The organism is Maribacter sp. 6B07, from assembly GCF_002700155.1.
Classification (GTDB): Bacteria; Bacteroidota; Bacteroidia; order Flavobacteriales; family Flavobacteriaceae; genus Maribacter; species Maribacter dokdonensis.
On record NZ_PDUT01000004.1, the window covers coordinates 314,790 to 340,103 of the forward strand.

22 protein-coding genes are annotated in these 25,314 nt (G+C 36.5%); 12 read left to right on the forward strand and 10 right to left on the reverse strand.

Translation table 11 applies throughout. The annotated features are described in order from the left end of the window. Positions 1 to 14: 14 nt before the first annotated feature. The 5 genes from CSC80_RS15525 to CSC80_RS15545 form a co-directional block, all read right to left on the reverse strand. Complete coding sequence (locus CSC80_RS15525) at positions 15 to 722, reverse strand: methyltransferase domain-containing protein (protein ID WP_099192980.1); 708 nt, start codon at positions 720 to 722, stop codon at positions 15 to 17. Then, positions 722 to 1,843, reverse strand: coding sequence for an NAD(P)/FAD-dependent oxidoreductase (locus CSC80_RS15530; protein WP_099192981.1), 1,122 nt, complete (start codon positions 1,841 to 1,843; stop codon positions 722 to 724). The genes CSC80_RS15525 and CSC80_RS15530 overlap by 1 nt, the downstream gene beginning before the upstream one ends. An 81-nt stretch (positions 1,844 to 1,924) precedes the next feature. Then, positions 1,925 to 2,617, reverse strand: coding sequence for an OmpA family protein (locus tag CSC80_RS15535; RefSeq protein WP_058102877.1), 693 nt, complete (start codon positions 2,615 to 2,617; stop codon positions 1,925 to 1,927). A 28-nt stretch (positions 2,618 to 2,645) separates the two neighbouring features. Continuing rightward, positions 2,646 to 3,125: a lipocalin family protein gene (locus CSC80_RS15540; RefSeq protein WP_058102878.1), complete on the reverse strand. Its 480-nt coding sequence runs from the start codon at positions 3,123 to 3,125 to the stop codon at positions 2,646 to 2,648. A gap of 148 nt (positions 3,126 to 3,273) precedes the next feature. Then, entirely contained in the window at positions 3,274 to 5,250 is a 1,977-nt protein-coding gene (locus CSC80_RS15545) for an alpha-ketoacid dehydrogenase subunit alpha/beta (RefSeq protein WP_058102879.1), read from the reverse strand. Positions 5,251 to 5,371: 121 nt separating this feature from the next. On the opposite strand from CSC80_RS15545, the gene CSC80_RS15550 reads away from it, so the two are divergent. The 6 genes from CSC80_RS15550 to CSC80_RS15575 all read left to right on the forward strand — a co-directional run bounded on the left by CSC80_RS15550 (position 5,372) and on the right by CSC80_RS15575 (position 11,489). Then, a complete protein-coding gene (locus CSC80_RS15550) occupies positions 5,372 to 6,322 on the forward strand; it encodes a 2-oxoglutarate and iron-dependent oxygenase domain-containing protein (protein WP_099192982.1) in 951 nt (316 codons plus the stop codon). 5 nt (positions 6,323 to 6,327) lie between these two features. Then, entirely contained in the window at positions 6,328 to 6,657 is a 330-nt protein-coding gene (locus CSC80_RS15555; protein ID WP_091603903.1) for a translation initiation factor, read from the forward strand. Positions 6,658 to 6,764: 107 nt separating this feature from the next. Then, the gene (locus CSC80_RS15560; RefSeq protein WP_058102882.1) at positions 6,765 to 7,697 is read left to right on the forward strand and encodes a DUF1835 domain-containing protein; all 933 of its coding nucleotides are present in this window, start codon (positions 6,765 to 6,767) and stop codon (positions 7,695 to 7,697) included. A 1-nt stretch (position 7,698) separates the two neighbouring features. After that, entirely contained in the window at positions 7,699 to 8,565 is an 867-nt protein-coding gene (locus CSC80_RS15565; protein WP_099192983.1) for a nucleoside phosphorylase, read from the forward strand. A gap of 55 nt (positions 8,566 to 8,620) precedes the next feature. Next, positions 8,621 to 10,657 (forward strand): polyphosphate kinase 1, encoded by a 2,037-nt coding sequence (ppk1, locus tag CSC80_RS15570; RefSeq protein WP_099192984.1) that lies wholly within the window; start codon positions 8,621 to 8,623, stop codon positions 10,655 to 10,657. Next, on the forward strand, positions 10,644 to 11,489 hold the full coding sequence (locus CSC80_RS15575) for a substrate-binding domain-containing protein (protein ID WP_099192985.1): 846 nt from the start codon (positions 10,644 to 10,646) through the stop codon (positions 11,487 to 11,489). Before ppk1 ends, CSC80_RS15575 begins: the two co-directional genes overlap by 14 nt. A 2-nt stretch (positions 11,490 to 11,491) precedes the next feature. Here CSC80_RS15575 and CSC80_RS15580 read toward each other — a convergent pair whose 3' ends face one another. Together CSC80_RS15580 and ung are read right to left on the reverse strand one after the other, a co-directional pair. After that, the gene (locus tag CSC80_RS15580; protein ID WP_058102886.1) at positions 11,492 to 11,920 is read right to left on the reverse strand and encodes a response regulator; all 429 of its coding nucleotides are present in this window, start codon (positions 11,918 to 11,920) and stop codon (positions 11,492 to 11,494) included. An 80-nt stretch (positions 11,921 to 12,000) separates the two neighbouring features. Continuing rightward, a complete protein-coding gene (gene ung / locus CSC80_RS15585; protein ID WP_099192986.1) occupies positions 12,001 to 12,687 on the reverse strand; it encodes a uracil-DNA glycosylase in 687 nt (228 codons plus the stop codon). 176 nt (positions 12,688 to 12,863) lie between these two features. Here ung and CSC80_RS15590 point away from each other — a divergent pair, with 176 nt between their 5' ends. The 5 genes from CSC80_RS15590 to CSC80_RS15610 all read left to right on the forward strand — a co-directional run bounded on the left by CSC80_RS15590 (position 12,864) and on the right by CSC80_RS15610 (position 18,795). Further along, positions 12,864 to 15,035 (forward strand): DNA mismatch repair protein MutS, encoded by a 2,172-nt coding sequence (locus tag CSC80_RS15590; protein WP_099192987.1) that lies wholly within the window; start codon positions 12,864 to 12,866, stop codon positions 15,033 to 15,035. Positions 15,036 to 15,115: 80 nt separating this feature from the next. Further along, complete coding sequence (locus CSC80_RS15595; protein WP_099192988.1) at positions 15,116 to 16,033, forward strand: polysaccharide lyase family 7 protein; 918 nt, start codon at positions 15,116 to 15,118, stop codon at positions 16,031 to 16,033. Between the two features lie 254 nt (positions 16,034 to 16,287). Beyond that, positions 16,288 to 16,707, forward strand: a complete 420-nt coding sequence (locus CSC80_RS15600) for a DUF393 domain-containing protein (protein WP_071342353.1) — start codon at positions 16,288 to 16,290, stop codon at positions 16,705 to 16,707. A gap of 131 nt (positions 16,708 to 16,838) precedes the next feature. Further along, complete coding sequence (locus CSC80_RS15605; protein ID WP_099192989.1) at positions 16,839 to 17,948, forward strand: DUF748 domain-containing protein; 1,110 nt, start codon at positions 16,839 to 16,841, stop codon at positions 17,946 to 17,948. A 55-nt stretch (positions 17,949 to 18,003) separates the two neighbouring features. Further along, positions 18,004 to 18,795 carry a DUF1206 domain-containing protein gene (locus CSC80_RS15610; RefSeq protein ID WP_099192990.1) on the forward strand — a complete coding sequence of 264 codons (792 nt, stop codon included), beginning with the start codon at positions 18,004 to 18,006 and terminating at the stop codon, positions 18,793 to 18,795. A 5-nt stretch (positions 18,796 to 18,800) separates the two neighbouring features. On the opposite strand, the gene CSC80_RS15615 is transcribed toward CSC80_RS15610, so the two are convergent. Further along, complete coding sequence (locus CSC80_RS15615; RefSeq protein WP_099192991.1) at positions 18,801 to 20,102, reverse strand: dicarboxylate/amino acid:cation symporter; 1,302 nt, start codon at positions 20,100 to 20,102, stop codon at positions 18,801 to 18,803. A 60-nt stretch (positions 20,103 to 20,162) separates the two neighbouring features. Continuing rightward, positions 20,163 to 21,227: a chorismate synthase gene (aroC, locus tag CSC80_RS15620; protein ID WP_099192992.1), complete on the reverse strand. Its 1,065-nt coding sequence runs from the start codon at positions 21,225 to 21,227 to the stop codon at positions 20,163 to 20,165. A gap of 229 nt (positions 21,228 to 21,456) precedes the next feature. Between aroC and CSC80_RS15625 the strand changes: the two genes are divergently transcribed. After that, a complete protein-coding gene (locus CSC80_RS15625) occupies positions 21,457 to 22,323 on the forward strand; it encodes a UDP-2,3-diacylglucosamine diphosphatase (RefSeq protein WP_091603878.1) in 867 nt (288 codons plus the stop codon). On the opposite strand, the gene CSC80_RS15630 is transcribed toward CSC80_RS15625, so the two are convergent. Continuing rightward, positions 22,320 to 25,238: an FAD-binding and (Fe-S)-binding domain-containing protein gene (locus tag CSC80_RS15630; protein ID WP_099192993.1), complete on the reverse strand. Its 2,919-nt coding sequence runs from the start codon at positions 25,236 to 25,238 to the stop codon at positions 22,320 to 22,322. The two genes, CSC80_RS15625 and CSC80_RS15630, sit on opposite strands and share 4 nt — an antisense overlap. Between the last annotated feature and the right edge of the window lie 76 nt (positions 25,239 to 25,314).

Genomic DNA, 25,314 nt, shown 5'->3' on the forward strand with positions numbered 1-25,314 from the left:
TAATCTTCAATCTACTACTTCTTTTTTAAAACCCATACATATCTAAATGCCCATTTCCATTGTATGTGATGCGTTACATTAGAAACCCTATGAGCTATTTGTCGCAATTCATTTATTTTAATTGCTCTTCGAATAGATAATAAGCCATCTTTTTTGCCAATTTCAGTTTTTATAAAAAACCAACTAAATATTTTAAACAAGTAATAGGCAACCGGACTACGCTCCAAATCATTGATGACCACCCCAATTGAAGCTAATTGTACAAACCGATTTACAAACTTTAAAACACCATCATCCGTAAAGTGGTGAAGGGTCAATGTAGACATCACAATATCTATTTTTAAATCGGAGAAATCGTGTAAAAGAATATCAGCCTGTATATAGCTAATTTCTGGATAATCTATTGTATTCCGCTTTGCCAACTCCAATGCTTTTGCATTTAAGTCTATTCCTATTAATTTAAGGTCCATATTCTTCTTTCTGGCTGCAGACGCAAGCTTTTTCAGCATGGTTCCATCGGAACAACCCATATCTAAAATCGTATACGATTCTTTCTTTTTAAACCTAAGTAATTCAAAAACAGCATTTAAAGTAATACGGTAACCACCTAGCAAATTATTTACCTTATTAATATCATTTAATATTAACTCAAGCTCGGAGATGGTACCTTTGTAGGTATCCATAATCTCCACTTCTTCACTTCTATGCTTAAAATCTATCATTAAACTATAGGCTTACCATGTGTTTTTGAAATAATGTATCTTAATACTGTTTTTGATCTTCCAATGGTTTTTAAGCCTATTGAAACCCATTTTTCATTTAATAATATGCCTTGTAATATTCTGCCAAACCATAATCTTCTACCAAAATTTTTAGACCAAGCTTTCCGGTAATCTTGCTCTAAAGCAACACGACTATATTTACCTTGACCGTAAAATTGAACAATCAATTCTGAAGCAATTTTAGCACTGTGTATTGCCATAGCCATACCATTTCCACAGAGTGGATGTATAAGTCCCGCAGTATCTCCACACATAAGCATATGATCTACTACACTATCTTTTTTATCAAAGGATATTTGTGCTATGGTCATGGGATTATCAAAAACAGGTTCGGAATTTTCTAGAAATTTTCTCAAAGACGGATTTTTTCCAACAATTTCCTGTGTGTAGCTATCCACATCTTTACAAGCTTTAAAACTGTTGTAGTGTGCTAAATAACAGAAATTTATTGCTCCTGTTTCCGTTTGGGACAAGCCACCATAACCTCCTTTAAAATTGTGTAATGCTACTATACCCTTTGGAAAATCAGAAACCTTATAATGTGCCTTTACCGCTAACCAAGAATACTTCTTTCTACTGAAGTTTCTATCGAGTTTCTTATCTAGTACAGAACGCTTACCATATGCGCCAATGACTATTTTTGCCGTATAGTTCTGTACATTTGTTACCACGGTAAATTGATCATCTTTAAACGCCGTAGAAATTACTTTTTCAAAATAAAAAATGACCCCAAGTTCTTTTGCCCGTAGATATAGGTAATTATCAAATGCATATCTACTAATACCAAATCCTCCCAAAGGCAGTTCGGTTTCTATATTATAACCATCAATGGCACTCATACTAAACCGGGTAATTTCTATAGCCCCTTTAGCTCTTAAGTCTATACCCAAACGTTGTAAATATGGCTCAACTTCTTTAGACACATATTCACCGCATACTTTATGATGTGGATAAGTCTGTTTCTCCAATACGGCAACATCCAATCCTTCCATAGCCAAATGAACCGCTGCGCAAAGTCCCGCTAGACCACCTCCAATTATCAGTATGCTATGCTCCTTCATTGCATGGAAGTTACACCAAAAACAAAAAAGCCCTGCAAATGCAGGGCTTTTATTTTTAACTCAATACCAAACTTGAAAATCTTAGTTCGTCTGGGTTTTAGCTTCTTGTTTTAGAGACTCACTGGCAACAATTGCCAACTCCACACGTCTGTTCTTTGCTTTTCCCGCAGCGGTACTGTTATCACCAACTGGCTGTGTTTCTCCATACCATTTGGTATCGAATCGACTAGCGTCTATCCCTTGGCTTATTAAATAATTGGTTACCGACTCCGCTCTTTGCTTAGAAAGATTAAGGTTATACTCTTCTGCACCTGCACTATCGGTATGACCCTCTACTAAAATATTTGATTTTGGGTATTCTTTGAAAATACCAACCAATTTGTTCAATGTAGTTGCAGATGTACCTTGTACATTTGATTTATTGGTGTCAAAATAAACTCCGGCATCTTCGTTAAACGTAACATTGATACCTTCACCTACTCTTTTCACTTCTGCTCCTGGAATTTCCTCTTCTATACGTTCAGCTTGGCGGTCCATTCTATTTCCTATGTATCCACCGGCAGCGCCACCTATGGCAGCACCTAAAATTGCACCCAGAGCGGTATTATTTCCACTACCTACGTTATTTCCTAAAACACCACCGATTACGGCTCCACCCGTTGCGCCTATTACCGCACCTTTTTGGGTTTTATTTGCATTTTTTACTGTACTACAGCTCATTACCATGGCAAGAGCGATTATGTAACTAGTTTTGCGTAATATCATTGTTTTCATATACTTTATTTAATTTATAAGTAGGTAATTATTTTTTACTGAATTCATAAACTACGTTCACAGGTGATCCTTCTACCATAACGTTAGACTTTAGGGTCATTGCATACTCCGTAAGGTTTTCAATATTTAAACGGTAACCCGCACCTCCGGAAATATCTTGGTTTTTCTCGTTAATGAATTTGAACTGTAGTTGGCTTGTATAATTTTCTTCACGTTCTACAACAGACCATCTAATATAACGATCGCCCCCTGTACAAAAAGTGGATTGGTCTATGGTATATCTACCAGTGCTGTTATTATCTCTAAAGAACCATTCGCTGCCCTCTAAACAAATATCTTCAACATCATTGAACAAAACAGCCTTAACATTGCCCGTATTACCCTCAAAAGAAACATTGTTCAAGGTCCAAGTACCGCTTAGTAGGTTGCGCTTGCCCCTAGCATCCTTCGAAATTGAGCATGAGGATATTAAGAGTACCACACTAAAAAGCAAAATCATTTTTTTCATAAGTAAATTATTTAGGTTTGATCTATATACGTCGTTTGTCATTATTTGGACGGAAACTTTTTATATTTTCGACCAATTGACACTGCAAAGATGCTCTTAAACAATCATACTTATTACCTCTTTTAACATTTTTGTTGACCTGTTTCCTTTAATAAGCTATGAGCTCTAGCAAATCTTTTTCAAACCTAGATTTTGCAAGATACTGTGCTTCCAGTTCGGCATTAAAAGGTATTGGCGTTTCTAAGCTACCAACTCTTTTTATTGGACCATCCAGGTACTCAAAACAATTCTCCATGACCATTGCAGAAATATCGCTTGCAATTCCGCCGAAAAGGCTATCTTCCTGTAGTATTATAACTTTTCCTGTTCTTATAACCGAATCATAAATAGCTTTTGTATCCAGGGGTTGCAAGGTTCTTAAATCCAATACATCTGCCCTAATTTCCGTATGATCATCTAAAGTTTCCAATGCCCAGTGCACTCCTGCACCATAGGTAATAATAGTTATTTGATCTCCCTGCCTTAAAAGACTGGCTTCCCCCAAGGGAAGGGTATAGTAATCAACAGGTACTTCTTGGTATACACTTCTGTACAACCCTTTATGTTCAAAAAACAATACCGGATTTGGATCTTCAATTGACGTAGCAAGCAATCCTTTTGCATCATATGGAAACGCGGGGTACACAACTTTTAAACCGGGTGTTTTGGTAAACCATGCTTCATTGGTCTGGGAGTGAAAAGGACCTGCCGCTACCCCACCACCACAGGGCATTCGTATAACTACATCTGCGTTTTCTCCCCATCTGTAATAGCTCTTTGCCAAATAATTTACAATAGGATTAAATCCGCTACTGGCAAAATCCGCAAATTGCATTTCCATAACCGCCTTCATACCGTTTATGGACAAACCCATAGAAGCCGAAACAATTGCCGATTCGCAAATAGGTGTATTGCGTACTCTCTCTTTACCAAAATCGTTAACGAACCCGTCGGTAATTTTAAATACCCCACCGTATTCAGCGACATCTTGTCCCATTATCACTAGGTTATCAAACTTTTTCATAGCCTGTCTCAAACCTTCTGATATGGCATCTACCAAACGGATTTTTGTGATAAATTTACTAGGTCTAACTTCTTTATAATCAAATTTTTGATATACATCACCTAACTCTATAGTTTCATTAGGTTTAATAGTATCCTCAGCAAAAGCAATTCTCAAATGCTCATCAATCTCTACCTGTATTTCAGTTTTGTAAGCCGCTATACTTTCTGGGGTCAACAAATTTTCGCCGATTAAATAAGTCGTAAAATTTTCTAACGGATCTTTAGCCGCCCAGGTATCTAGAAGCTCTTGAGGCACATATTTTGTTCCACTGGCCTCTTCATGTCCGCGCATGCGAAACGTCTTAAATTCCAACAAAATTGGTCTTGGATTTATACGCATATCCCTTACCAAATGAGCAACTTTAAAATAAACTTCTAAAATATTGTTCCCATCAATAATATGCGATTCCATACCATAACCCACACCTTTATCGGCAATATTATCACACTTAAACTGCTCGTTTGTGGGAGTAGACAATCCATACCCATTGTTTTCAACACAAAAAAGTACAGGAAGTTCCCAAACAGCAGCGACATTTAACGCTTCATGAAAATCTCCTTCACTTGTTGCCCCTTCCCCTGTGAATACAGCAGTTACTTTTTTCTCCTTTTTGAGTTTATGAGCCAAAGCAATACCATCTGCAACACCTAACTGCGGACCCAAATGAGAGATCATACCGATAATCTTGAAATCTTGCGTGCCAAAATGAAAGCTACGGTCCCTACCCTGTGTAAATCCGCTAGCTTTACCTTGCCATTGCGCAAATAATCTATATAATGGAATTTCCCTGGTTGTAAAAACTCCTAAGTTTCTATGCATGGGCAATATATATTCATCTTCCTTTAAAGCCGTAGTTACCCCAACAGAAATAGCCTCTTGACCAATACCGCTAAACCATTTGGAAATTTTGCCCTGTCTCAGTAATATCAACATTTTCTCCTCTACCATACGAGGTTTAAGCATTGATTTATAAAGTTTTAACTTAACGTCTTCCGTTACTTTAAAATCGGTGTAATTCATTGATAAGGTCAATTTAGACTATTAAACTATAAATGTAACAAAAATGGATATAGCAAGTATCGATTATAACAACGCTATTAAATCAGCAATAATTATTAATTTTACGTAAAATCTTTAAAATATGAGTTTGGTACCTAGTGTAGACTTGACTGACTTTCTTTCGGAAGATCCAAAAAGAAAACAGAAATTTATAAATGAAATTGGAAAAGCCTTTGAAGAGATTGGCTTTGTTGCGTTGGGCGGACATTTCCTGTCCGATGAGCTGGTAGATTCGCTTTATGCAGAGATAAAAGCTTTTTTTGATTTACCTGATGATGTAAAAGACGGGTACCAAATTGAAGGCATAGGCGGGCAACGTGGTTATACTTCTTTTGGTAAAGAACATGCCAAAGGTAGAAAAGAAGGTGATTTAAAAGAGTTTTGGCATTTTGGACAGTATGTTGAGGATAATGATAAGTTAGAAAAGGAATATCCTGCAAATGTCATTGTAAAAGAATTACCTGAGTTTAACAAAGTAGGTAAGGAAACGTATAAAATGTTGGAAAAAACGGCAAAATACGTTTTACGTGCATTGGCCCTTCACTTAAACTTAGATGAGTTTTATTTTGATAACTTCATCAAAAACGGAAATTCAATTTTACGTCCAATCCACTACCCTCCTATTAAGACAGAGCCAAAGAATGCCGTTAGAGCTGCTGCACATGGCGATATAAATTTGATTACCCTTTTAATGGGTGCACATGGTAAAGGTTTACAAGTGCAAAACCACGAAGGCGAATGGGTAGATGCCATTGCAAAACCAGATGAGTTAATGATCAACGTTGGCGATATGCTGTCACGATTAACAAATAATAAATTGCTTTCCACAATCCATCAGGTGGTTAACCCTCCTAAGGAACTTTGGGGCACTTCTAGATATTCTGTTCCGTTCTTTATGCATCCTGTTAGCGAAATGCCGTTAAACTGTTTGGAGAACTGTATTGATAATGAGCATCCTAAACTATATCAAGATATTACCGCTGGAGAATTTTTACATGAAAGATTAATTGAGTTAGGGTTAATCAAAAAATAATAACCATGGATTTAAAAGACCAGTTAAAAAATCTTTTTCCAGACCACGAACCCGAAGAAAACGAGGTAGAAAATAAGGCGGACAACCCTATTTGGCTTCAAGACGACCCAATAATCTGTAAGTACGAAAAACGCAAAGGTAAACCCATTACAATATTGGAAGGTTATACCGGTGCAGACGAAGATTTTAAGAAATTAGCCAAAGAACTAAAGACGAAATTGAGTGTTGGTGGCAGTTTTAAAGACGATAAAATTATAATTCAAGGAGATTATCGCGATAAAATCATGTCAATACTTAAAGATAAAGGCTTTGCAGTGAAGCGTGTAGGCGGTTAATTTAACATTATTTCAGTCTTTAAAACTATCATTTGTTTTCTGTTAAATAATTTTATAACGTTGTTATAAGTATTATTTTTAATCATTCTAACTAAATCAAACCTGGTATGAGTTCTCTCTTACACATTACCAATGGAGATGTTTTTACCGAACGCCTTCAGAAATTAAATTTAGACGGTGACGTCATTACATGGCGCGAAATGCTTTGTGAAGGCCAAACACTGCCTAACGTAGGTACGGAAACATTTTGGAAAGCACGTTTTGAGTTTCTCCATAAAAATTATAAAGTTTCAAAATCGTGGTTTATAGAAAAGACACTTAAAGAATACAGATCGCTCTGTAGTCATAAACAACAAGATCATATCGTACTTTGGTTCGAATATGATCTTTTTTGTCAAGTGAATATGCTAGCGGTCATTAGCTGGCTTCTCACCCATAGAAAATATGCCCAAATATCTTTGGTATGTAGTGGTAAAGAAGATGAATCCGATAAGATGTATAGCCTTAATGAGCTATCTGACGAACAATTATTGGGTCTTTACAAAAACAAAAAGGTATTAACACAAGATGATACCGAATATGCCGATTATGTTTGGCAGCTTTACTGTAGCAATAACCCTATACGGTTAGAGAACCTGACCGACTTTAAGGATTATCAGTTTGATTATTTAGGTGATGCCGTAAAATCCCACTTAAAACGTTTTCCAAGCATTAATAACGGACTTAATGATATGGAGAATACCATTTTAAAATTGGCCATTGACAAAAAGCCAAAGTCCAAAACAGAATACATGGATGTGCTGCTTAAAAATCAGGGAAATCTTGGTTTTTCCAATACTCAATATGATCGTGCCATAACACGATTAAAACCTTTGATCACCAGCTTAAACCCTGTCCGTATTTCCAAAAAAGGAAAGGAAATCCTAGAAGGCAAAACAAGCTATTATTCTTGTATTCAAGACAACGATGTGTATTTAGGAGGTGCTTTAAAGTACAATTTCCTTTATAACACCACTACGAACCGAATCTTAAAATTATAGCATGCAACTAAAGCCTGCTGAGCTTGTCATCAATGAAGATGGCAGTATTTATCATCTGAATTTATTACCAGAAGATATTGCAACCACAGTTATCACCGTTGGCGACCCAGATAGGGTTGGTCAGGTTTCCCGTTTTTTTGATACCATTGAGGTCAGAAAAGGAAAGCGTGAATTCCATACCCATACCGGGCATTTGAACGGCAAACGAATTTCTGTTATTTCTACCGGCATAGGTACGGATAATATTGATATTGTCTTAAACGAGTTGGATGCATTGGTTAACATTGATTTTAAGACAAGAACATTAAAAAAAGAGCACACTTCTTTAAATATTATTAGAATAGGGACCAGTGGCGCCATACAACCCAACATACCCATTGATTCGTTTTTAATAAGTGAATATGCTATTGGTTTTGATGGGCTCTTGCATTTCTATGAGCACAGTAACATCAATTATCCAGAAATAGAAGAATCATTCATAGCACACACCTCCTGGCATAAGACCAAAGCAAGGCCATACGTGCTATCCTACTCAAAAAAACTAGGAGAACTGTTTACGGATAATCGTATACGATTAGGCTTCACAGCAACAAATACAGGGTTCTACGGTCCTCAACAGCGACAATTAAGAATTAAGCCAAGTCAAATGGAATTAATGGAGAAACTATCATCTTTTTCCTATAATGATCTTCAATTGACCAACCTTGAGATGGAAACTTCGGGTATTTATGCCCTTTCACAGCTACTAGGTCACGAGGCCGTATCACTAAATTGTATTTTAGCGAACAGGTCAACCGGGGAGTTCTCTACTACCCCAACCGCTTCGGTAGATAAACTTATTGAGTTCTGTTTGGAAAGATTGGCTTAACATAGATTTACAATAATCTTAAAATTGTACTACTTATTTTTACGCAAATCTTACAATGAAAAAAGACAATTTAAAGCATAGGGATATTAATTGGCTCTATTTTAACGAGCGTGTTCTACTTGAAGCTAAAAGTGATGACACACCGTTGTTAGAGCGATTAAAGTTTTTGGCGATATTCTCATCTAATCTAGATGAGTATTTTAAGGTTCGTGTCTCTCAGCTTCGTCAAATTAAAAATCTTGATAAAAAGTTTCGTAAAAAATTAATGTTCAAGGCAAATTCTACCTTACAGCATATTTTACAAACCGTAAACGAACAACAAGTACAATTTGGCAAAGTCATAGCATCTACCCTAGCTCAATTGGAAGAACATGACATATTCATTAAGAATTCCAAAAACATTAGTGAAAACCAGAAGCAATTTCTAGAAGAGCTGTTTTTGAATGACATAAAAGATGCATGTGAGATTCATGAGGAAAATGCATTTTTAACCGATGGTGCGCTTTATTTAGTAGTAGCACACCCGGGAGATGAATATAGCCTTGTTAAAATACCAACAGATGGACAAGAACGCTTTATTCCTATTCCAGGAGATGGTCATCAATTTTGCTATATAGATGATGCCATAAGGCTTAACATTGATAAATTACTTCCGTCAAAAGAGGTCCTTGGTTGTTATTCTATTAAACTATCTAGAGATGCGGAATTATATTTGGATGACGATTACTCTGATGTAGAACTTGTTGAGAAAATTTACAATTCTTTGGACAAACGCCTATCCGGTCAGGCAACCAGATTACTTTATGATGAGTCAATGCCAAATTGGCTCATAGATTCATTGAAACGTGATTTTAAACTAGGAGACGTTGATCTTTCACCAGGTGGCACTTACCATAATTTATCCGATTTTTTCTCTTTTCCCGCTCCGGAAGGAACAGCACATTTACAATACCAAGAGAAACCGGCATTGCCTCACCCAGAATTATCATTTACAACGGATATATTTAATAGTATTGCCACAAAAGACCAATTGGTACATTTTCCGTACCAAGATTTTAAGGTGGTTGAAGATTTTTTGACAGCAGCAGCCACAGACCCACAGGTAAAAGCTATAAAAATGACCATTTACCGTATTGCCAAGTCATCATCTCTAGCAGATGCCATATTGACCGCATTGGATAATAATAAAGAGGTCACTTTATTCGTAGAGGCACAAGCAAGGTTCGATGAAGCCAATAACATTAAATGGGGACGTATTTTTGATGAGAAAGGCGCTAAAGTAATTTTCAGCATACCACAAGTAAAGGTGCATTCAAAAATTGCCATGGTATATAGAACGGAGGGCGAAATCGAAAAGCGTTACGCCTATATTGGCACTGGTAATTTTAATGCCAAAACTTCCAAAATTTATTGTGATCACGGTTTATTTACCGCTCATAAGAAAATAACCAAAGATTTAAGCCAGGTGTTTCAGGTGCTGGAACGTAAATTGATCGTACCTAAATTGAAGCGTTTAATGGTTTCGCCGTTTACAACCAGAATTACGTTTATGAACCTTATTCAAAATGAGATTACGGCGGCATTGAACGGAAAGAAGGCTGGTATTACTGCGAAAATGAACAGCCTTGAAGATTCTAACATGATCAAGGCTCTGTACAGAGCTGCTAATGCAGGTGTCCATGTTAGATTGATCGTAAGAGGGTTCTGTTGCTATTTAACATCTAACGAAAACCCTAGTGACGGCATGAAAGATAACGTGTACATTACTAGTATTGTAGATCGGTATTTGGAACATGGGCGTATCTATTTATTTGAAAATGGCGGAGACGAACTAATGTACATTGGCTCAGCTGATTGGATGACCCGTAACCTTGATAGAAGAATTGAGGTATTAACACCTATTTTAGACGAGGACATCTTTAACGAATTGAAGCATATTCTGTCATTGCAGCTAGATGACAATCAAAAAGCACGTATACTTGATGTAAACAACACCAACAAAAAAGTTGATATGGCAGATGGTGACGCCCCAATACGATCACAATACGCCATCTATGACTATCTAAAAAGTAAATTGAATGAAAACTGTTAAGATAATTGGAGTTCCAGAACATTTTAACCTTCCTTGGCATCTAGCCATTGAAGAAGGTGCTTTTGAGGAGCGTGGTATTCAACTTGAATGGACAGATATACCTGAAGGAACAGGTAAAATGAGCCAAATGCTAAAAGATGGCGAAACAGATCTGGCAATCATTTTGACAGAAGGTATTGTTAAGAGCATCACCGAAGGTAACCCCGTAAAAATTATTCAAGAATATATTGCATCTCCCCTGCTTTGGGGTATACACGTAGATGCCAAAAGTTCGTTCCAATCATTAAATGAGTTAGAAAACACCACTGCAGCCATTAGTCGCTTTGGTAGTGGCAGCCATTTAATGGCTTACGTTCAAGCTAAGCAAATGGGATGGGACACCCATAATCTAAAATTCAACATTATAAACAATCTTGAAGGTGCAATTAATGGTTTAGCTTCTGGTGATGCCGATTATTTTATGTGGGAGCGTTTTACCACAAAGCCATTGGTAGATAAAGGTACTTTTAGACATTTAGGAAATTGCCCTACACCATGGCCATGTTTTGTTCTTGTAGGTACCAACACCTTTCTTGAAGAAAATAGCGGAATTCTAGATCATATACTTGAGATAATCAATACCTATACTAGAGAATTTAAACAAATACCTAAAATAGATACTACGCTAGCAAATAGGTATCATCAACAATTGGAAGATATTCAAGAGTGGTTGCAAATAACCGATTGGAGTCAAAAACAGCTATCCGCAGAGACTTTGACCCATGTACAAAACACATTACGGGAACTAAATCTTATAGAAGATTCAATTCCCGTAACAGATATTTTAAAATAGTTTTAGATTGTCGCTAAACTAAAATGCTTTTGAATTAATGCTTTGAACGTATCATCTGACAAAGGCTTTTGCGCATAATCGGCAACATATTTGTTTGTATTAGCTCTCTCTTTATCGTCTTTATTATCACTAATTGTAACTAGAACAATGGTTATTTGATCTTTAAGCTTTTTAGGAACCATATCCTCATAAGCTTTCATAAACTGCCAACCGTCCATCACCGGCATTCTAAGGTCTAACATGACCATACAAGGTAATTCTAACTGCTCTTGACCTTTACCTAGAATAAAATCTAAAGCTTCTTGACCGTTTAATGCAGAATTAATATTGACGTCCATATCCAGCTTATTGATAAAAATAGAATGCAAGAAGTTGCTTGCATCATCATCATCGACCAGTAAAATGGTATTCAGCCTGTCTAAGTTATTCATTTAAGTAGTTTTAGTTTGTTTGATTGAGTGGTGTACCTTTTGATACCTACTAAATTTAAAGCATTTATTTATTATCTAACTTACCACGTTATCATTTTATTGCCTAAATCATTCAAAATTTTATTACTGGCAGAAAAATGTCCATTACCAAACCAGTACCCACGATTAGCACTTAATGGCGATGGATGACCCGATGTTAAAATCGAATGCTTCTTTGCATTGATCAGTTTCGCTTTTTTTTTGGCAAAGCCACCCCATAATAGAAAAATCAATTGCTCTCTGTTTTCTGAAAGCGATCTTATAACAGCATCGGTAAATGTTTCCCACCCCTTTTTCTGATGACTTCCGGCTTCATGTTCCCTTACGGTAAGCGTAGCATTTAATAATAAAACACCCTGTTTAGCCCAATCTTCAAGATTTCCACTCTTCGGGTATGTTTTGCCTATATCATTTTCCAGTTCCTTAAATATATTCACTAATGATGGTGGATGTTTTACACCATCCTTTACCGAAAAACATAATCCATTAGCTTGATTAGGACCATGATAGGGATCCTGCCCTATAATTACAACTTTTACATCTTTAAAATCACAATAATCAAATGCCGCAAAGATGTCATTTTTACCGGGGTAACAAGTGTGCTCACTATACTCATTGTCCACAAATTGCATAAGATCTTTAAAATAAGGCTTTTCAAATTCATTCTCAAGTTGATGTCGCCAACTTGGAACTAGTTTATTTTGTAAGGTATTCAATAGATCATTCATCTTTTTCAAATGTAATATTATGATTATCACAAGTCAACTCATGTCATAACAATTAAATACTAAACATAATTCCATTAATTAGCCCCAGAACACATTTCATCGGATCAACCCATAATTGCTCCATCTATTAGATTTCATTGTCAATGTGTACCTTTGCCACTTATTATTAAGATAACGTGGCCAACATACATTCCAAAACATTACAAGACCTAGAATTTCCATCGGTATTACAACAAGTATCCCTTAGGTGCCATACTGAACTAGGTAAAGAAACCGCTTTACAAATTGCCCCTTTCATTACGGAAGAGGTCATCAAAGTTGAACTGGGCAAAACTGCTGAATACCTATCTTCATTAGTAAGTGAAAATCGTATTCCAAATCATGGTTTTGATAGTATCAATGCCGATCTAAAGCTATTGAAAATTGAAAACACTACTTTAGAACTCCAAGGTTTTAAACGTATAGCCAGTATTTGCTTAACGGTTGCACAACATCAAAAATTTTTTAAAAAATTCAAGGATTACTATCCATTATTAAATGATTTTGCCGTTAAACTTGAACCCAATACTGAAATACCCAATCTAATCAATGGCGTAATTGATCGATTTGGAGAGGTTAAAGACAATGCCTCCGATCAGTTATTTGCCATAAGACGACAAATTAATGCCGTAAGGGGAAAAATCAGCCAAAGTTTTGGTGCTGCCCTTAACACCTACCAAGCCTCGGATTACCTTGATGAAATAAGGGAATCGGTCGTAGAAAATAGACGCGTATTGGCGGTCAAGGCCATGTACCGTAAAAAAATCAAAGGTGCCGTCATGGGTACATCAAAGACAGGAAGTATAGTTTACATAGAACCGGAAGCGGCCTTAAAGTACAGCAGAGAGCTAAACAACCTAGAATTTGAAGAGAAGGAAGAAGTACAGCGTATCCTTAAGCTGTTAACTTCCCAAATTAGACCATTTAGAGCTCTTTTAAGCGCATATCAAGAATTTCTAACACAAATAGACGTCATAGCAGCAAAAGCTAAGTACGCGGAAGATATCAACGCTTTAATGCCTGAAATCAATGCAGACAATAGGTTGTATCTGAGGGAAGCATATCATCCGTTGTTATTTTTAAACAATAAGCGCAAAGGGGAAAAGACTTTTCCACAGACTATAGAACTTCATCAAGAAAACAGGATCATTGTTATTTCCGGTCCCAATGCTGGTGGTAAGAGTATTACCTTAAAAACCATTGGCTTGCTTCAAGTAATGCTTCAAAGCGGAATGTTGATACCTGTTCACGAGAGAAGTGAAGTTTGCTTCTTTAAAAAGATTTTAACTGATATAGGAGACAACCAAAGTATTGAAAATCACTTAAGTACATATAGTTATCGTTTAAAGAACATGAACCAGTTTTTAAAGCGATGCGATGATAACACCCTGTTTTTAATAGATGAATTTGGAACAGGTAGTGACCCTGAATTGGGCGGTGCGCTTGCCGAAGCGTTTTTAGAAGTGTTTTATGAACGCGGGTCTTACGGAGTCATAACTACACACTATGCCAATTTAAAGGCTCTTGCCAATGAATTACCGCACGTAACCAATGCCAATATGCTTTTTGACGGCAAAACATTGGAACCTACCTTTCAATTAATTTTAGGACAAGCCGGTAGTTCATTTACTTTTGAAGTAGCCCAAAAAAATGGTATCCCCTATTCATTGATCAACAAGGCGAAAAAGAAAATTGAACGAGGTAAAGTAAGGTTTGATGCCACCATTGCAAAATTGCAGAAAGAACGCAATAAAATGGCGCAAACAGGGTCTAGATTAAAAGAGGAAGAAGACAAGGCTAGAGAAGAAAGTCAGCGTTTGGAAAAACTAAATGCAAAAATAAAATCTAAACTTGAAAACTATCAAGAGCTCTACGATCATGATCAGCGAATGATCCAATTGGGGAACAAGGTAAACGTTGCTGCAGACAAATATTTTCAAGATAATAAGAAACGACCTTTGGTTTCTGAACTTTTGCGAATTGTAGAAACAGAAAACAGTAAAAGAAAAAAGAAAACGGCGCATCAGGCCAAATTGGAAAGAGCCAAAAAAGCTCAAGTTGCACAAGAAGTACAAAAAGAAGTAAAGGTAATTCGCGAGAAAAAGAAGGTAGAGAAGAAAAAGGCGATTATTAAGGAAAGGAATAAACCAAGACCAGTTTTTAAGGTTGGTGATCGGGTACGTATGCAAGATGGTAAAGCTGTTGGGAGCATAGATTCTCTAGAAAAAGGGAAAGCAATTGTTAATTATGGCATTTTCACCACCAATGTCAGTGTTGACCAATTAGAAATGGTTGAAAAGAAAAAATAGCTTATTCGGTACTCATAAGAATTCAATGATATATACGTTCTATTAAAACAATATAATCCCCCAAAAGTTAAGTAAACGATATGAAAAAACATTTTTGTAGTCTATTATCATTAGGCATTGTTCTTAATGTATTATCATGTTCTTCATCTGACAATACGGTTATTGAACAAGAAGAAACGACCGAAGTTTTAGTAGAAGAGACCGAGATGAATGAAGAGGAAGAACCAGAAGAAGAACCAGAAATTGAAAATGAAGAAAGTCTCATTGTTTGGGAAAATTGGTACTTATCTGTTCCTATTGACAATGGCGATGGCAAGGCCACCTCTATTTTTTACGAGGATATTGTAAATGAGCAATTAACTAACGAGGAGTCCGAGTATTTTTATAAAAATGATGATGGCACGTATACCATGTTCACGAGATTTACAGGATTCACCACTTCTGGTACTTCTGAATTGGGCGATAAATATTGCAGAACTGAATTAAGAGAATTCTGGCAAGGCAATCAAAGCACGGATGATAACTGGTATATGGATGAGGGAACGCATATATTGGAAACTACCTTAAACGTTGATTTTGTTGAAGGTAACGGTAGAACTATAATTGCACAGATTCACGGAAAAGAAACCGAAGGTTTAGAGGGATCACCAGCAACCGTTAAGATAAGATGGAACAGCGGAACCATTCAATTAGATTACTACACCGTACCTAATGATAACGAGCCATGGACCAGTACTTACGACAACAAGATAGATGTAGCCGACGTTGATAACGAAATATTTACTTTTAAATTAAAAATAGAAGATGGTAAGTGTTACTACGCATTAGAATGTGAAGCAAAAGATATTTCTATTGATTACACCCTAATGTATGATTATGTTGGTAATGGATATGCTTATCAAAATTATTTTAAAACCGGAAACTACTTTGGCTGGCATGATGACTACGAGCAAACCGCACAAGTTACCCTAAGAAAAGTTGTAACTGATCATTACTAAAAAAGATGAATTCAAATTAGACCATAATGGTTTGATTAGAATTTATCTCAATTGACAATCAAACACTTACAAAAAATCGTATATGATTTTTTGTAAGTGTTTTTTTATTTAAACCATACCCCTATTCTCGCTCCAACTTGAATTTCTTTATAATCGAACTTAAAATTTTTGCTTTATCCTCTTAGCGGACTTATTTAAACTTACTTTCATTTCCTTAAATAGATCATAAAATTTAATAAGGTACACTTTCTCTAATGTATCTTTACAATGTGGAACAATCTAAAAAAATAATTCTCTTTGATGGCGTTTGCAACTTATGCAACAATAGTGTGCAATTTGTAATTAAGCGAGATGTTAACGATGTATTCCAATTTGCCGCGTTACAAAGTGAAACAGGAAAAAAGCTATTAACAGAACGAAATATTGACACCCAAGAAGTTGACTCTATAATTCTTATAGAACCCAATATCGCCTATTACACAAAATCCACAGCAGCTCTTGAAATTGGAAAACATTTAAAAGGACTTAAGGCAATATCTTCCATTTTACTGTGGCTACCCGAGGCTTTAAGAAATATCGTATACGATTTTATTGCCAGAAATAGATACAAATGGTATGGTAAAAAAGATAATTGTATGATTCCGAGTGAAGAATTAAAAAGCAAATTCATCTAATCTCTTGAATTCCCCTCCTAAATTTTAAATTTTAATTCTAATAAGTATAGTTTTACTCCATTTAACATTTAAGCTCATACATTTATTATCAATGACTTATATTATCAACATTGATATAAACATTGAATTTAATGAGCGATTTAAATAGGAAACGGTATAAGAAAAAAAGATATGTAATACCTATCACACTAATAGTTTTTCTAATTGCTATACGGCTCTCCCTACCCTACATCGTAAAAAATTACGTAAATAATGTTCTTGCGGACATTCCCGGATATTATGGTCAAGTTGAAGACATTGATCTATCTATTATTCGGGGTGCCTACACCATACACGGCATGTACCTCAATACAGTTAACGGCAATACGGAAGTGCCGTTTTTAGATTTTAAAGAAACGGATATTTCCATTGAGTGGAATGCCCTATTTCACGGAAGGATCGTTAGTGAAATCGAAATGAGAAAACCTACGGTCATATATATTTTTGAAGACCAACAAGACTCCACTACACAGGCTGATGCTGAAGATTGGACAAAAGCGTTAACCGACCTAGTTCCTATTGATATTAACCGATTTACAGTTAAAAATGGAAAACTTGCATTTTTACAGCTGCAAGCTGACCCCAACATAGATCTGCACTTGTCTCATGTAGAACTCTCCGCAACCAACTTAAGAAATGTAGTTGAAAAATCAAGAACGTTACCATCTAACATTAAGGCTACTGCCACTTCTATCGGTAATGGTAATGTAGTATTAGAAGGTGATATGAATTTGGTAAAAGAAATACCGGATATGGATATTACTTTTAGTTTGGAAAATGCCAATGCAACGGCTCTTAACGACTTTACTAACCACTACGCCGGAATTGATTTTGACGAAGGTTCATTTGATTTGTTCGGAGAACTTGCCATTGCCGATGGATATTTAAAGGGTTCGTTTAAACCTATTTTAAAAAATGCCAAACTAATTGGCAAAGATGACGGCTTCTTGAAAACCTTATGGGAAGGCTTTGTTGGCTTTTTTAAATTCATTCTTAAAAATCATAAGCAAGATACGCTCGCCACTAAAATTCCGGTTGAAGGAGACCTTAACAGCGTCAAAACAAAAATCTGGCCCACAGTTACTCGAATTTTCAGAAATGCATGGATACAGGCTTATAAGGATATTACAGATGATGATTTAAATTTTAAGGATGCCGCCGATGGAGCCGATAAGTTAAATGAGAAATCAAAAAAGAATTAAATCAAAATATCCAATTGCTACACATACCTAGGAAAACTTATTCATCCAAACAATAATGAACGGTACTATAAAAAAAATTGCCCTTAGCGGTTACATTTCCAAAGGCATCGTATTTTCCATTACAGGAATTCTAGCTTTCTTATCGGCATTTAATATGGGAGGAAGAAAAGCTGGAAAAATTTCAATTATTAGCTATTTGGAACAACAAACCCTAGGCTCTGTAATTGTAGTTTTACTAGGTGTAGGACTTATTTGCTATGGCATTTGGAGATTGATACAAGGGGTAAACGACCCTGAAGGCATTGGAACCGATTTTAAAGGTTTGGTAAAACGAATTAGTTTTTCCATAAGCGGAATCATTTATTTCTCACTAGGCTTAATTGCCATTGCCGAAGCGTTCGGTTTATTTTCTATTTATAGTACAGGTGAAAATAGCAAAGAACCTATATTAAATACATCCACCCGCTCCCTGATTTTTATTATCACTGGAGGTGCCCTTGGCATAAAAGCGGTATATCAATTTGTTAAAATCTATAAAGGTAATTTCATTAACAACTTTGCCATACAATCCGTCACATCACTGAACACACGAAAATATATTAAAAGAATGGGTTATGCCGGTTTACTATCCAGAGGCATTGTCACCAGTATTATTTCCTATTTTTTTCTGTCAACAGGAATTGATTTAAATGCCTCTTCTAAACAAGTCAAAGGTACTGCGGAAGCTTTTTCATTTATACAAGATCAAGCTTATGGAAAATATTTATTAGGTTTTGTTGCTGCCGGTTTGGTTTGCTACGGGTTGTTCATGTTCAGTACCGCAGCCTACCGCAAGTACAATGATTGAAAAAGTTATTTTTTATAATTATCGTCCCAATTCTTAACCTTTGGTTCGTGCAATTTATCAACTGACTTCGCTACCATCATAGAAACGGAAGCGTCACCAGAGACGTTAATTACCGTTCTACACATATCCAATGGTCTATCAACAGCAAATATGAGCGCTAATCCAGCTTCAGGTATTCCTGCTTGCGCAAGAACAATAACCAGCATTACCATACCAGCTCCCGGTACCGCAGCGCTTCCTATTGATGCAAGGGTAGCCGTTACAATAATACCCAATTGCGCGGAAAGACTAAGCTCCATACCAAAAGCTTGAGCAATAAAAACCGCTGCAATAGCTTGGTATAAACTTGTCCCATCCATATTTATAGTTGCACCAATTGGCAATACAAAACTTGTTACTTCTTCATCTACCCCCAAATGCTCCTCTACCCTTTCCATGGTGACCGGCAGCGTAGCAGCACTAGAACTTGTTGAAAAAGCTAGAAGTTGTGCCGGTGACATACCTTTCATGAACTTACTTGGAGAAGTTTTAGTAAAAATCCAAACCAAAAGTAGATATACACCTAACATTAGCGTAAGCCCAAGAACAACACAGAAAGCATACCACGCCAAGGCTTTAAAGAGGTCCATACTTGGAGATTCCACGATTAAGGCAGCCAATAAAGCAAATACACCATATGGTGCCGCCAGCATAATTAAATCTATAAGCTTTAGAATTACTTCATTAAAACCATCAAAGAACTTTTTTACAGGTGTTGCTTGTTCTTCAGGTATGAGTATCAATCCTATACCAAAGAAAATGGCAAAAAATATCACTTGCAGCATGTTTCCATTATCAGAAGCTGCATTAAATATATTACTAGGCACCAAATCTTCTAGAGCTTGTAACGGGCCCGCCTCTTTTTGCTTTTCCGCTTTAGACTTTATGGCATCGGCATCACCTTTGTAGTTTTCAACCAGTTCAGTTCTTGTCTGTTCGGTAATTGAGCCCCCAGGTTTCACAATATTTACCACTCCTAAACCTATGGTAACGGCAATAATGGTAGTGGCAATGTATATAGCTATTGTGCGCCCTCCCATCTGTGAAAGCTTAGAAATATCCTTTAAATCTGATACTCCTTTTATTAACGAGCCCAAAATAAGTGGTACCGCAATTAATTTTAATGAGTTGATAAAAATGTTACCAAATGGTTTGATCCAATCTGAAATAAATTTTGGACCCCATTCCAATTGAACCATTGCTAAAGCAAATAAAACCCCTGCCAACATTCCCAATAGAATTTGCCAATGCAACTCAAGCTTCCTCATATATAATTTAGTTTAGGGAAGTAAGATAGTATTTTGCAAGGAAAAGTGCTAAAAACGAACCTATAATTTAATCGTTCTATTCATAAGTGTATAGTCCGCTAACACCAATGCCGTCATAGCTTCTACAATGGGTACCGCTCTTGGCACTACACATGGATCGTGTCTTCCCTTACCCTGTGTTTTCACCATATTACCCTCTTTATCAATAGTTTCATAGCCTTGTATTACTGTAGCCACTGGTTTAAATGCAACATTGAAGTAAATATCCATTCCGTTACTTATCCCCCCTTGAATACCACCACTGAAATTAGTCTTTGTAGATCCGTCACTATTAAATTGATCATTATGTGCACTACCTTTCATCTTTACACCTTCAAAACCACTACCATATTCAAAGCCTTTAACAGCATTGATCGATAGCATTGCCTTGCCTAATTCAGCGTGTAACTTATCAAATACAGGTTCACCCAAACCAATCGGTACATTTTTGGCGACACAGGTAATTATTCCACCTATGGTATCACCTTCCTTTTTAATGGATTTTATATACTCTTCCATCCTAGCGGCCATTTCCGGATCAGGACATCTCACCACATTGGATTCCGTTAGAGAAAGATCTAATTCCGTATAGTGCTTACCTAAGCCCAAATCACCCACTTGTGAAACAAAGGCTTGTATCTCAATTCCTTTTAAAAACTGTTTTGCAATGGCTCCTGCCACTACCCTACTAGCCGTTTCCCTTGCAGAACTTCTTCCTCCACCTCGATAATCCCTAAAACCATACTTCTGATCATATACATAATCTGCATGCGACGGTCTGTAAGAATCTTTAATATGACCATAATCCTTAGACTTCTGGTTGGTATTATGTATAGCAAAACCAATTGGAGTACCTGTGGTCCTACCTTCAAAAATACCGGAATAAAATTCTACTTCATCCGGCTCTTTACGCTGGGTAACTATAGCAGACTGCCCAGGTTTACGACGATCTAAATCTTTTTGTATGGCTTCAAAATCCAATTCAATTTCAGAAGGACAACCATCTATCACTCCACCAATTGCCCTACCATGAGATTCTCCAAATGTGCTTACCCTAAATATATTTCCAAAGCTATTACCTGCCATAATTAAGTACGTTCTTTTTATGTACGTAAGTTATCACTACTTACCATTTCACAAGCTTCAAAGGTAAATGTTAAATGCATGAAAGAAAAATTTATAAAGTGCTTAATATTACCTTAACCTAACTGTTTTGTGATAATGATTAATTAACCTAATCATTATAGATTGTTGACCCTCCAAATGACTGGCATGTATACCATTAGGTTTAATTTTGTCCTAAAAATTACCCTCATTGAAAAAACGTCGTCTTGAAATAGCGGTTCTATCTGATATTCACTTAGGCTCATACGCTTGTCACGCGGAAGAATTACTAACATACCTATCTAGTATTGATCCTAAAATACTAATTCTTAACGGTGACATTATTGATGCAAAAAGAATGCGCAATAATTACTTTCCTCCAGCACATTTAAAGGTAGTCAAGAAAATATTCTCATTAGCGGCAAAGGGAACTGTGGTACACTACATAACAGGCAACAAGGACGAACCTTTTAGAAAAATAGATGACATCTATATGGGTACCATTCAGGTGTCAAATAGACTTTCTCTAAAGCTAAATGGCAAAAACACGCTTTTTTTTCATGGCGATATTTTTGACTTTTCATTTAGACATTCCCATTGGTTATTGAATTTTGGTGAAACTGGTTTTGATACCTTGCTAAAACTAGCAAAATTAAAGACCAAGGTTTTAGGACTGTTCGGTAAGAAAAACAAGCCGTTCTCCAATCCTGAATTAGATTATGGCGAAAGAGACCCAAGCCAAATCTCCCTATTTGAAAATAACGTTGTAAAAATGGCGGTAAACCATCATTATGACCATGTGGTCTGTGGTCATAGCCATTCTCCCAACAAACAGCTTTTTGAAACCAAAAAGGGCGAATGTCTATACTTAAATTCTGGCGATTGGGTAAAACATATGACCGCCCTGGAATATTCTTTTAAACGTTGGAAACTGTACCGATATGAAAATGACAAACTAGCATCGTTCTATATGGATGAAGAACTCAAATCCATGAACATGAACGAGCTAATTGCTACCATTACCCAAAGAAAAGAACGGGAGTCTAAAAAAGCAAAAGACGGTTTTACCGATAACTAAGCAATTAAAGCTTCTTTTAAAACACTCACCGGATGTTTCGCGATTCTCTTGGTCCCGTCAAAAATTTGGTGCCTACAACTTGTTCCATTTGCAGCTATGATGGTTTCTACCGAAGATTTATTTACTGCAGGAAAAAGTTTTAAACCACCAATTTTCATACTGGTCTCGTAATGTTCTTCCTCATAACCAAAAGAACCTGCCATACCACAACACCCAGAAGGTATAATAGTCACTTTATAATTACTGGGAAGATTCAAAATATCAAATGTAACTTTCTGGTTACTCAGCGCTTTTTGATGACAATGATTATGAATCTTAATGTCTTTGGCATTAGTTGTAAAACTGGTCGCATCTAAATTACCATCGCTTACCTCCTTAGCTAAAAACTCCTCAATTAAAAAAGAATTATCAGCAATTTTCTGTGCAACTTCCCTATCACCGGTCATTCGCTTATACTCATCCCTAAATGACAAAATTGCCGAAGGCTCCAAACCTAAAACCGGCAACCCGGCATCTGCGAATTTCTGTAATTGTTCAGAATTCTTGATAGCTAATTTTTGAGCTTGTTTCAAAAACCCTTTTGAAAGGAATGTTCTTCCGCTTTCAGCATAGTACAATGAAACATCATAACCAAGTTTTGTCATCAATTCAATAGCATCTTTACCAACTTCAATATCCAAATAGCGAGTAAATTCATCTATAAACAGTACAACCTTCTTACTTTTTATAACTTTCTTATTATCAAATTTTTGAAGATGTTTATCAAAATTAAAGCTATAAACCTTTGGCAAGCTTCTTTCTTTTGCCACACCGCTGGTTTTCTTCAATAATCCTCCAAGAAATTTAGAATCGTATACTGCATTGGTCAGGCCAGAGACCTTACTGCCCAAACCATTCAATTTAGTATTATAGGCAAACAATTTACCGCGTAAAGAATATCCGTTCGCTTCTTGATATTGATACAAAAACTCCGCTTTTAAAGTAGACACATCTACATTGCTGGGACACTCACTTGCACACGCCTTACAACTTAAACAGAGATCAAAAGCCTCTTTAATTTCAGGGCTGTCAAATCTATTTTTGGCAGAACTATTTGGGTTGGTCAAAAATTCCCGTAAGGTATTGGCTCTACCCCTTGTGGTATCTTTTTCATTTTTTGTGGCATGGTAGCTGGGGCACATTCCGCCTTTTGCCTTGTCTGTTTTTCTACAGTCGCCGCTTCCATTACATTTTTCAGCAGCTTTCAAAATACCTTGACTATCAGAGAAATCCATCAACGTATCAACCTCTGGCTCTTTACGGTCAACTTCGTACCTAAAAGACTGGTCCATTGGGTAGGCATCAACAATTTTACCGGGATTGAAAATTCCTTTAGGGTCAAAATATGATTTTATCCTTCTTAACAATTCATAGTTCTTTTGCCCAATCATTAAGGGTATGAACTCGGCACGCACAATACCGTCTCCGTGCTCCCCACTAAAAGAACCTTTATATTTCTTGGTCAACTTGGCAACATCGGTTGTTATTGCCCTGAACAAGCCCACATCGGCAGATTTTTTTAAGTTAAGAATTGGTCTTAAATGGAGCTCACCCGCCCCTGCATGGGCATAATAAACCGCACTTTGACCATAACCCTTCATAATCAAGGAAAACTCAGCAATAAAATCTTTTAAATCTGGCAATGCTACCGCCGTATCTTCTATACATGCTACCGCCTTCATATCTCCCACAATATTACCTAAGAGTCCTAAACCTGCCTTGCGCAGCTCAATAGCCTTGGCAATTTGATCACCGTACAATACAGGATTGGCATAACTTAAACCTGAATTTACAATTGTTTTTTGCAAGGAGGCAACCGCATCATCCAACTCCTGTTTGGTATGCGCAGATACTTGCAGCATCAACAAGGCCGCTGGATCACCTTCAACAAAAAACCTATTCGCCAATTGAGCGCGGTTATTCTTAGTACAATCCAGAATAACCTTATCCATCATTTCACATAATTGTAATGGATGTTCCATTACCGGAACAACATCCATCAAACAATCTTCCAAGGTGGTGTAATGCGTGATGACCATGGCAGAAAGTGCAGGCGGCAAAGGATCTAATTGCACGGTTATTTCTGTTGTAAAAGCTAATGTACCTTCGCTTCCACATAGTAGTTCCGCCATATTAAAATAAGACAAATCACCCCCAAAAATATCTGTTTTCAATAACTCATCAACAGCGTATCCAGTACTTCTCCTATGAATTTCTGGTTTTGGAAAATTCTCCTTAATTTCCGAAGCTATTTCCTTATTTGATAATTCATTATACACCTTCTTATAAAGTGAAGCTTCAAATGTATTTTCCTGTATTTTTTGGTTAAATTCTTCTGTAGAAATCCTTCCGAACTCTGCTTCGCTACCATCGGACAATATAGTTTTCATCGAGATAACTTTATCTCTGGTAACTCCATACTGAATAGATGTGGTACCAGAAGAATTATTACCTACCATACCACCGATCATACACCTATTAGATGTTGATGTATTAGGACCAAAAAACAATCCGTATGGCTTTAGATATTCGTTAAGTTCATCCCTAATGACTCCCGGTTGAACAGTAACCTGTTTTTTAGCCTCATCCACACGAATAATGTCGGTAAAATGTTTTGACACATCTACAACCAAACCATCGCCAACACATTGGCCCGCTAATGAAGTACCTGCAGTTCTAGGTATAAGACTAATGTTTTCATCATTGGCAAAACGCACTATTTTCCTAATGTCCTCAACAGATTTTGGAAAAGCCGCACCTAACGGTATTTTACGATACACCGATGCATCGGTAGCATAAAGTGTTTTGGTAAGATTATCAAATTGTACATCTCCCTCTAAATCTTCTCGTAACTTTGAAAGCAAATTATTATCCAACGTAACACAATTTTGATTGCTAAATTAAGTTTTATTGTGTGAGCCACATTATAAATTGGCTCATTTTTCATCACAA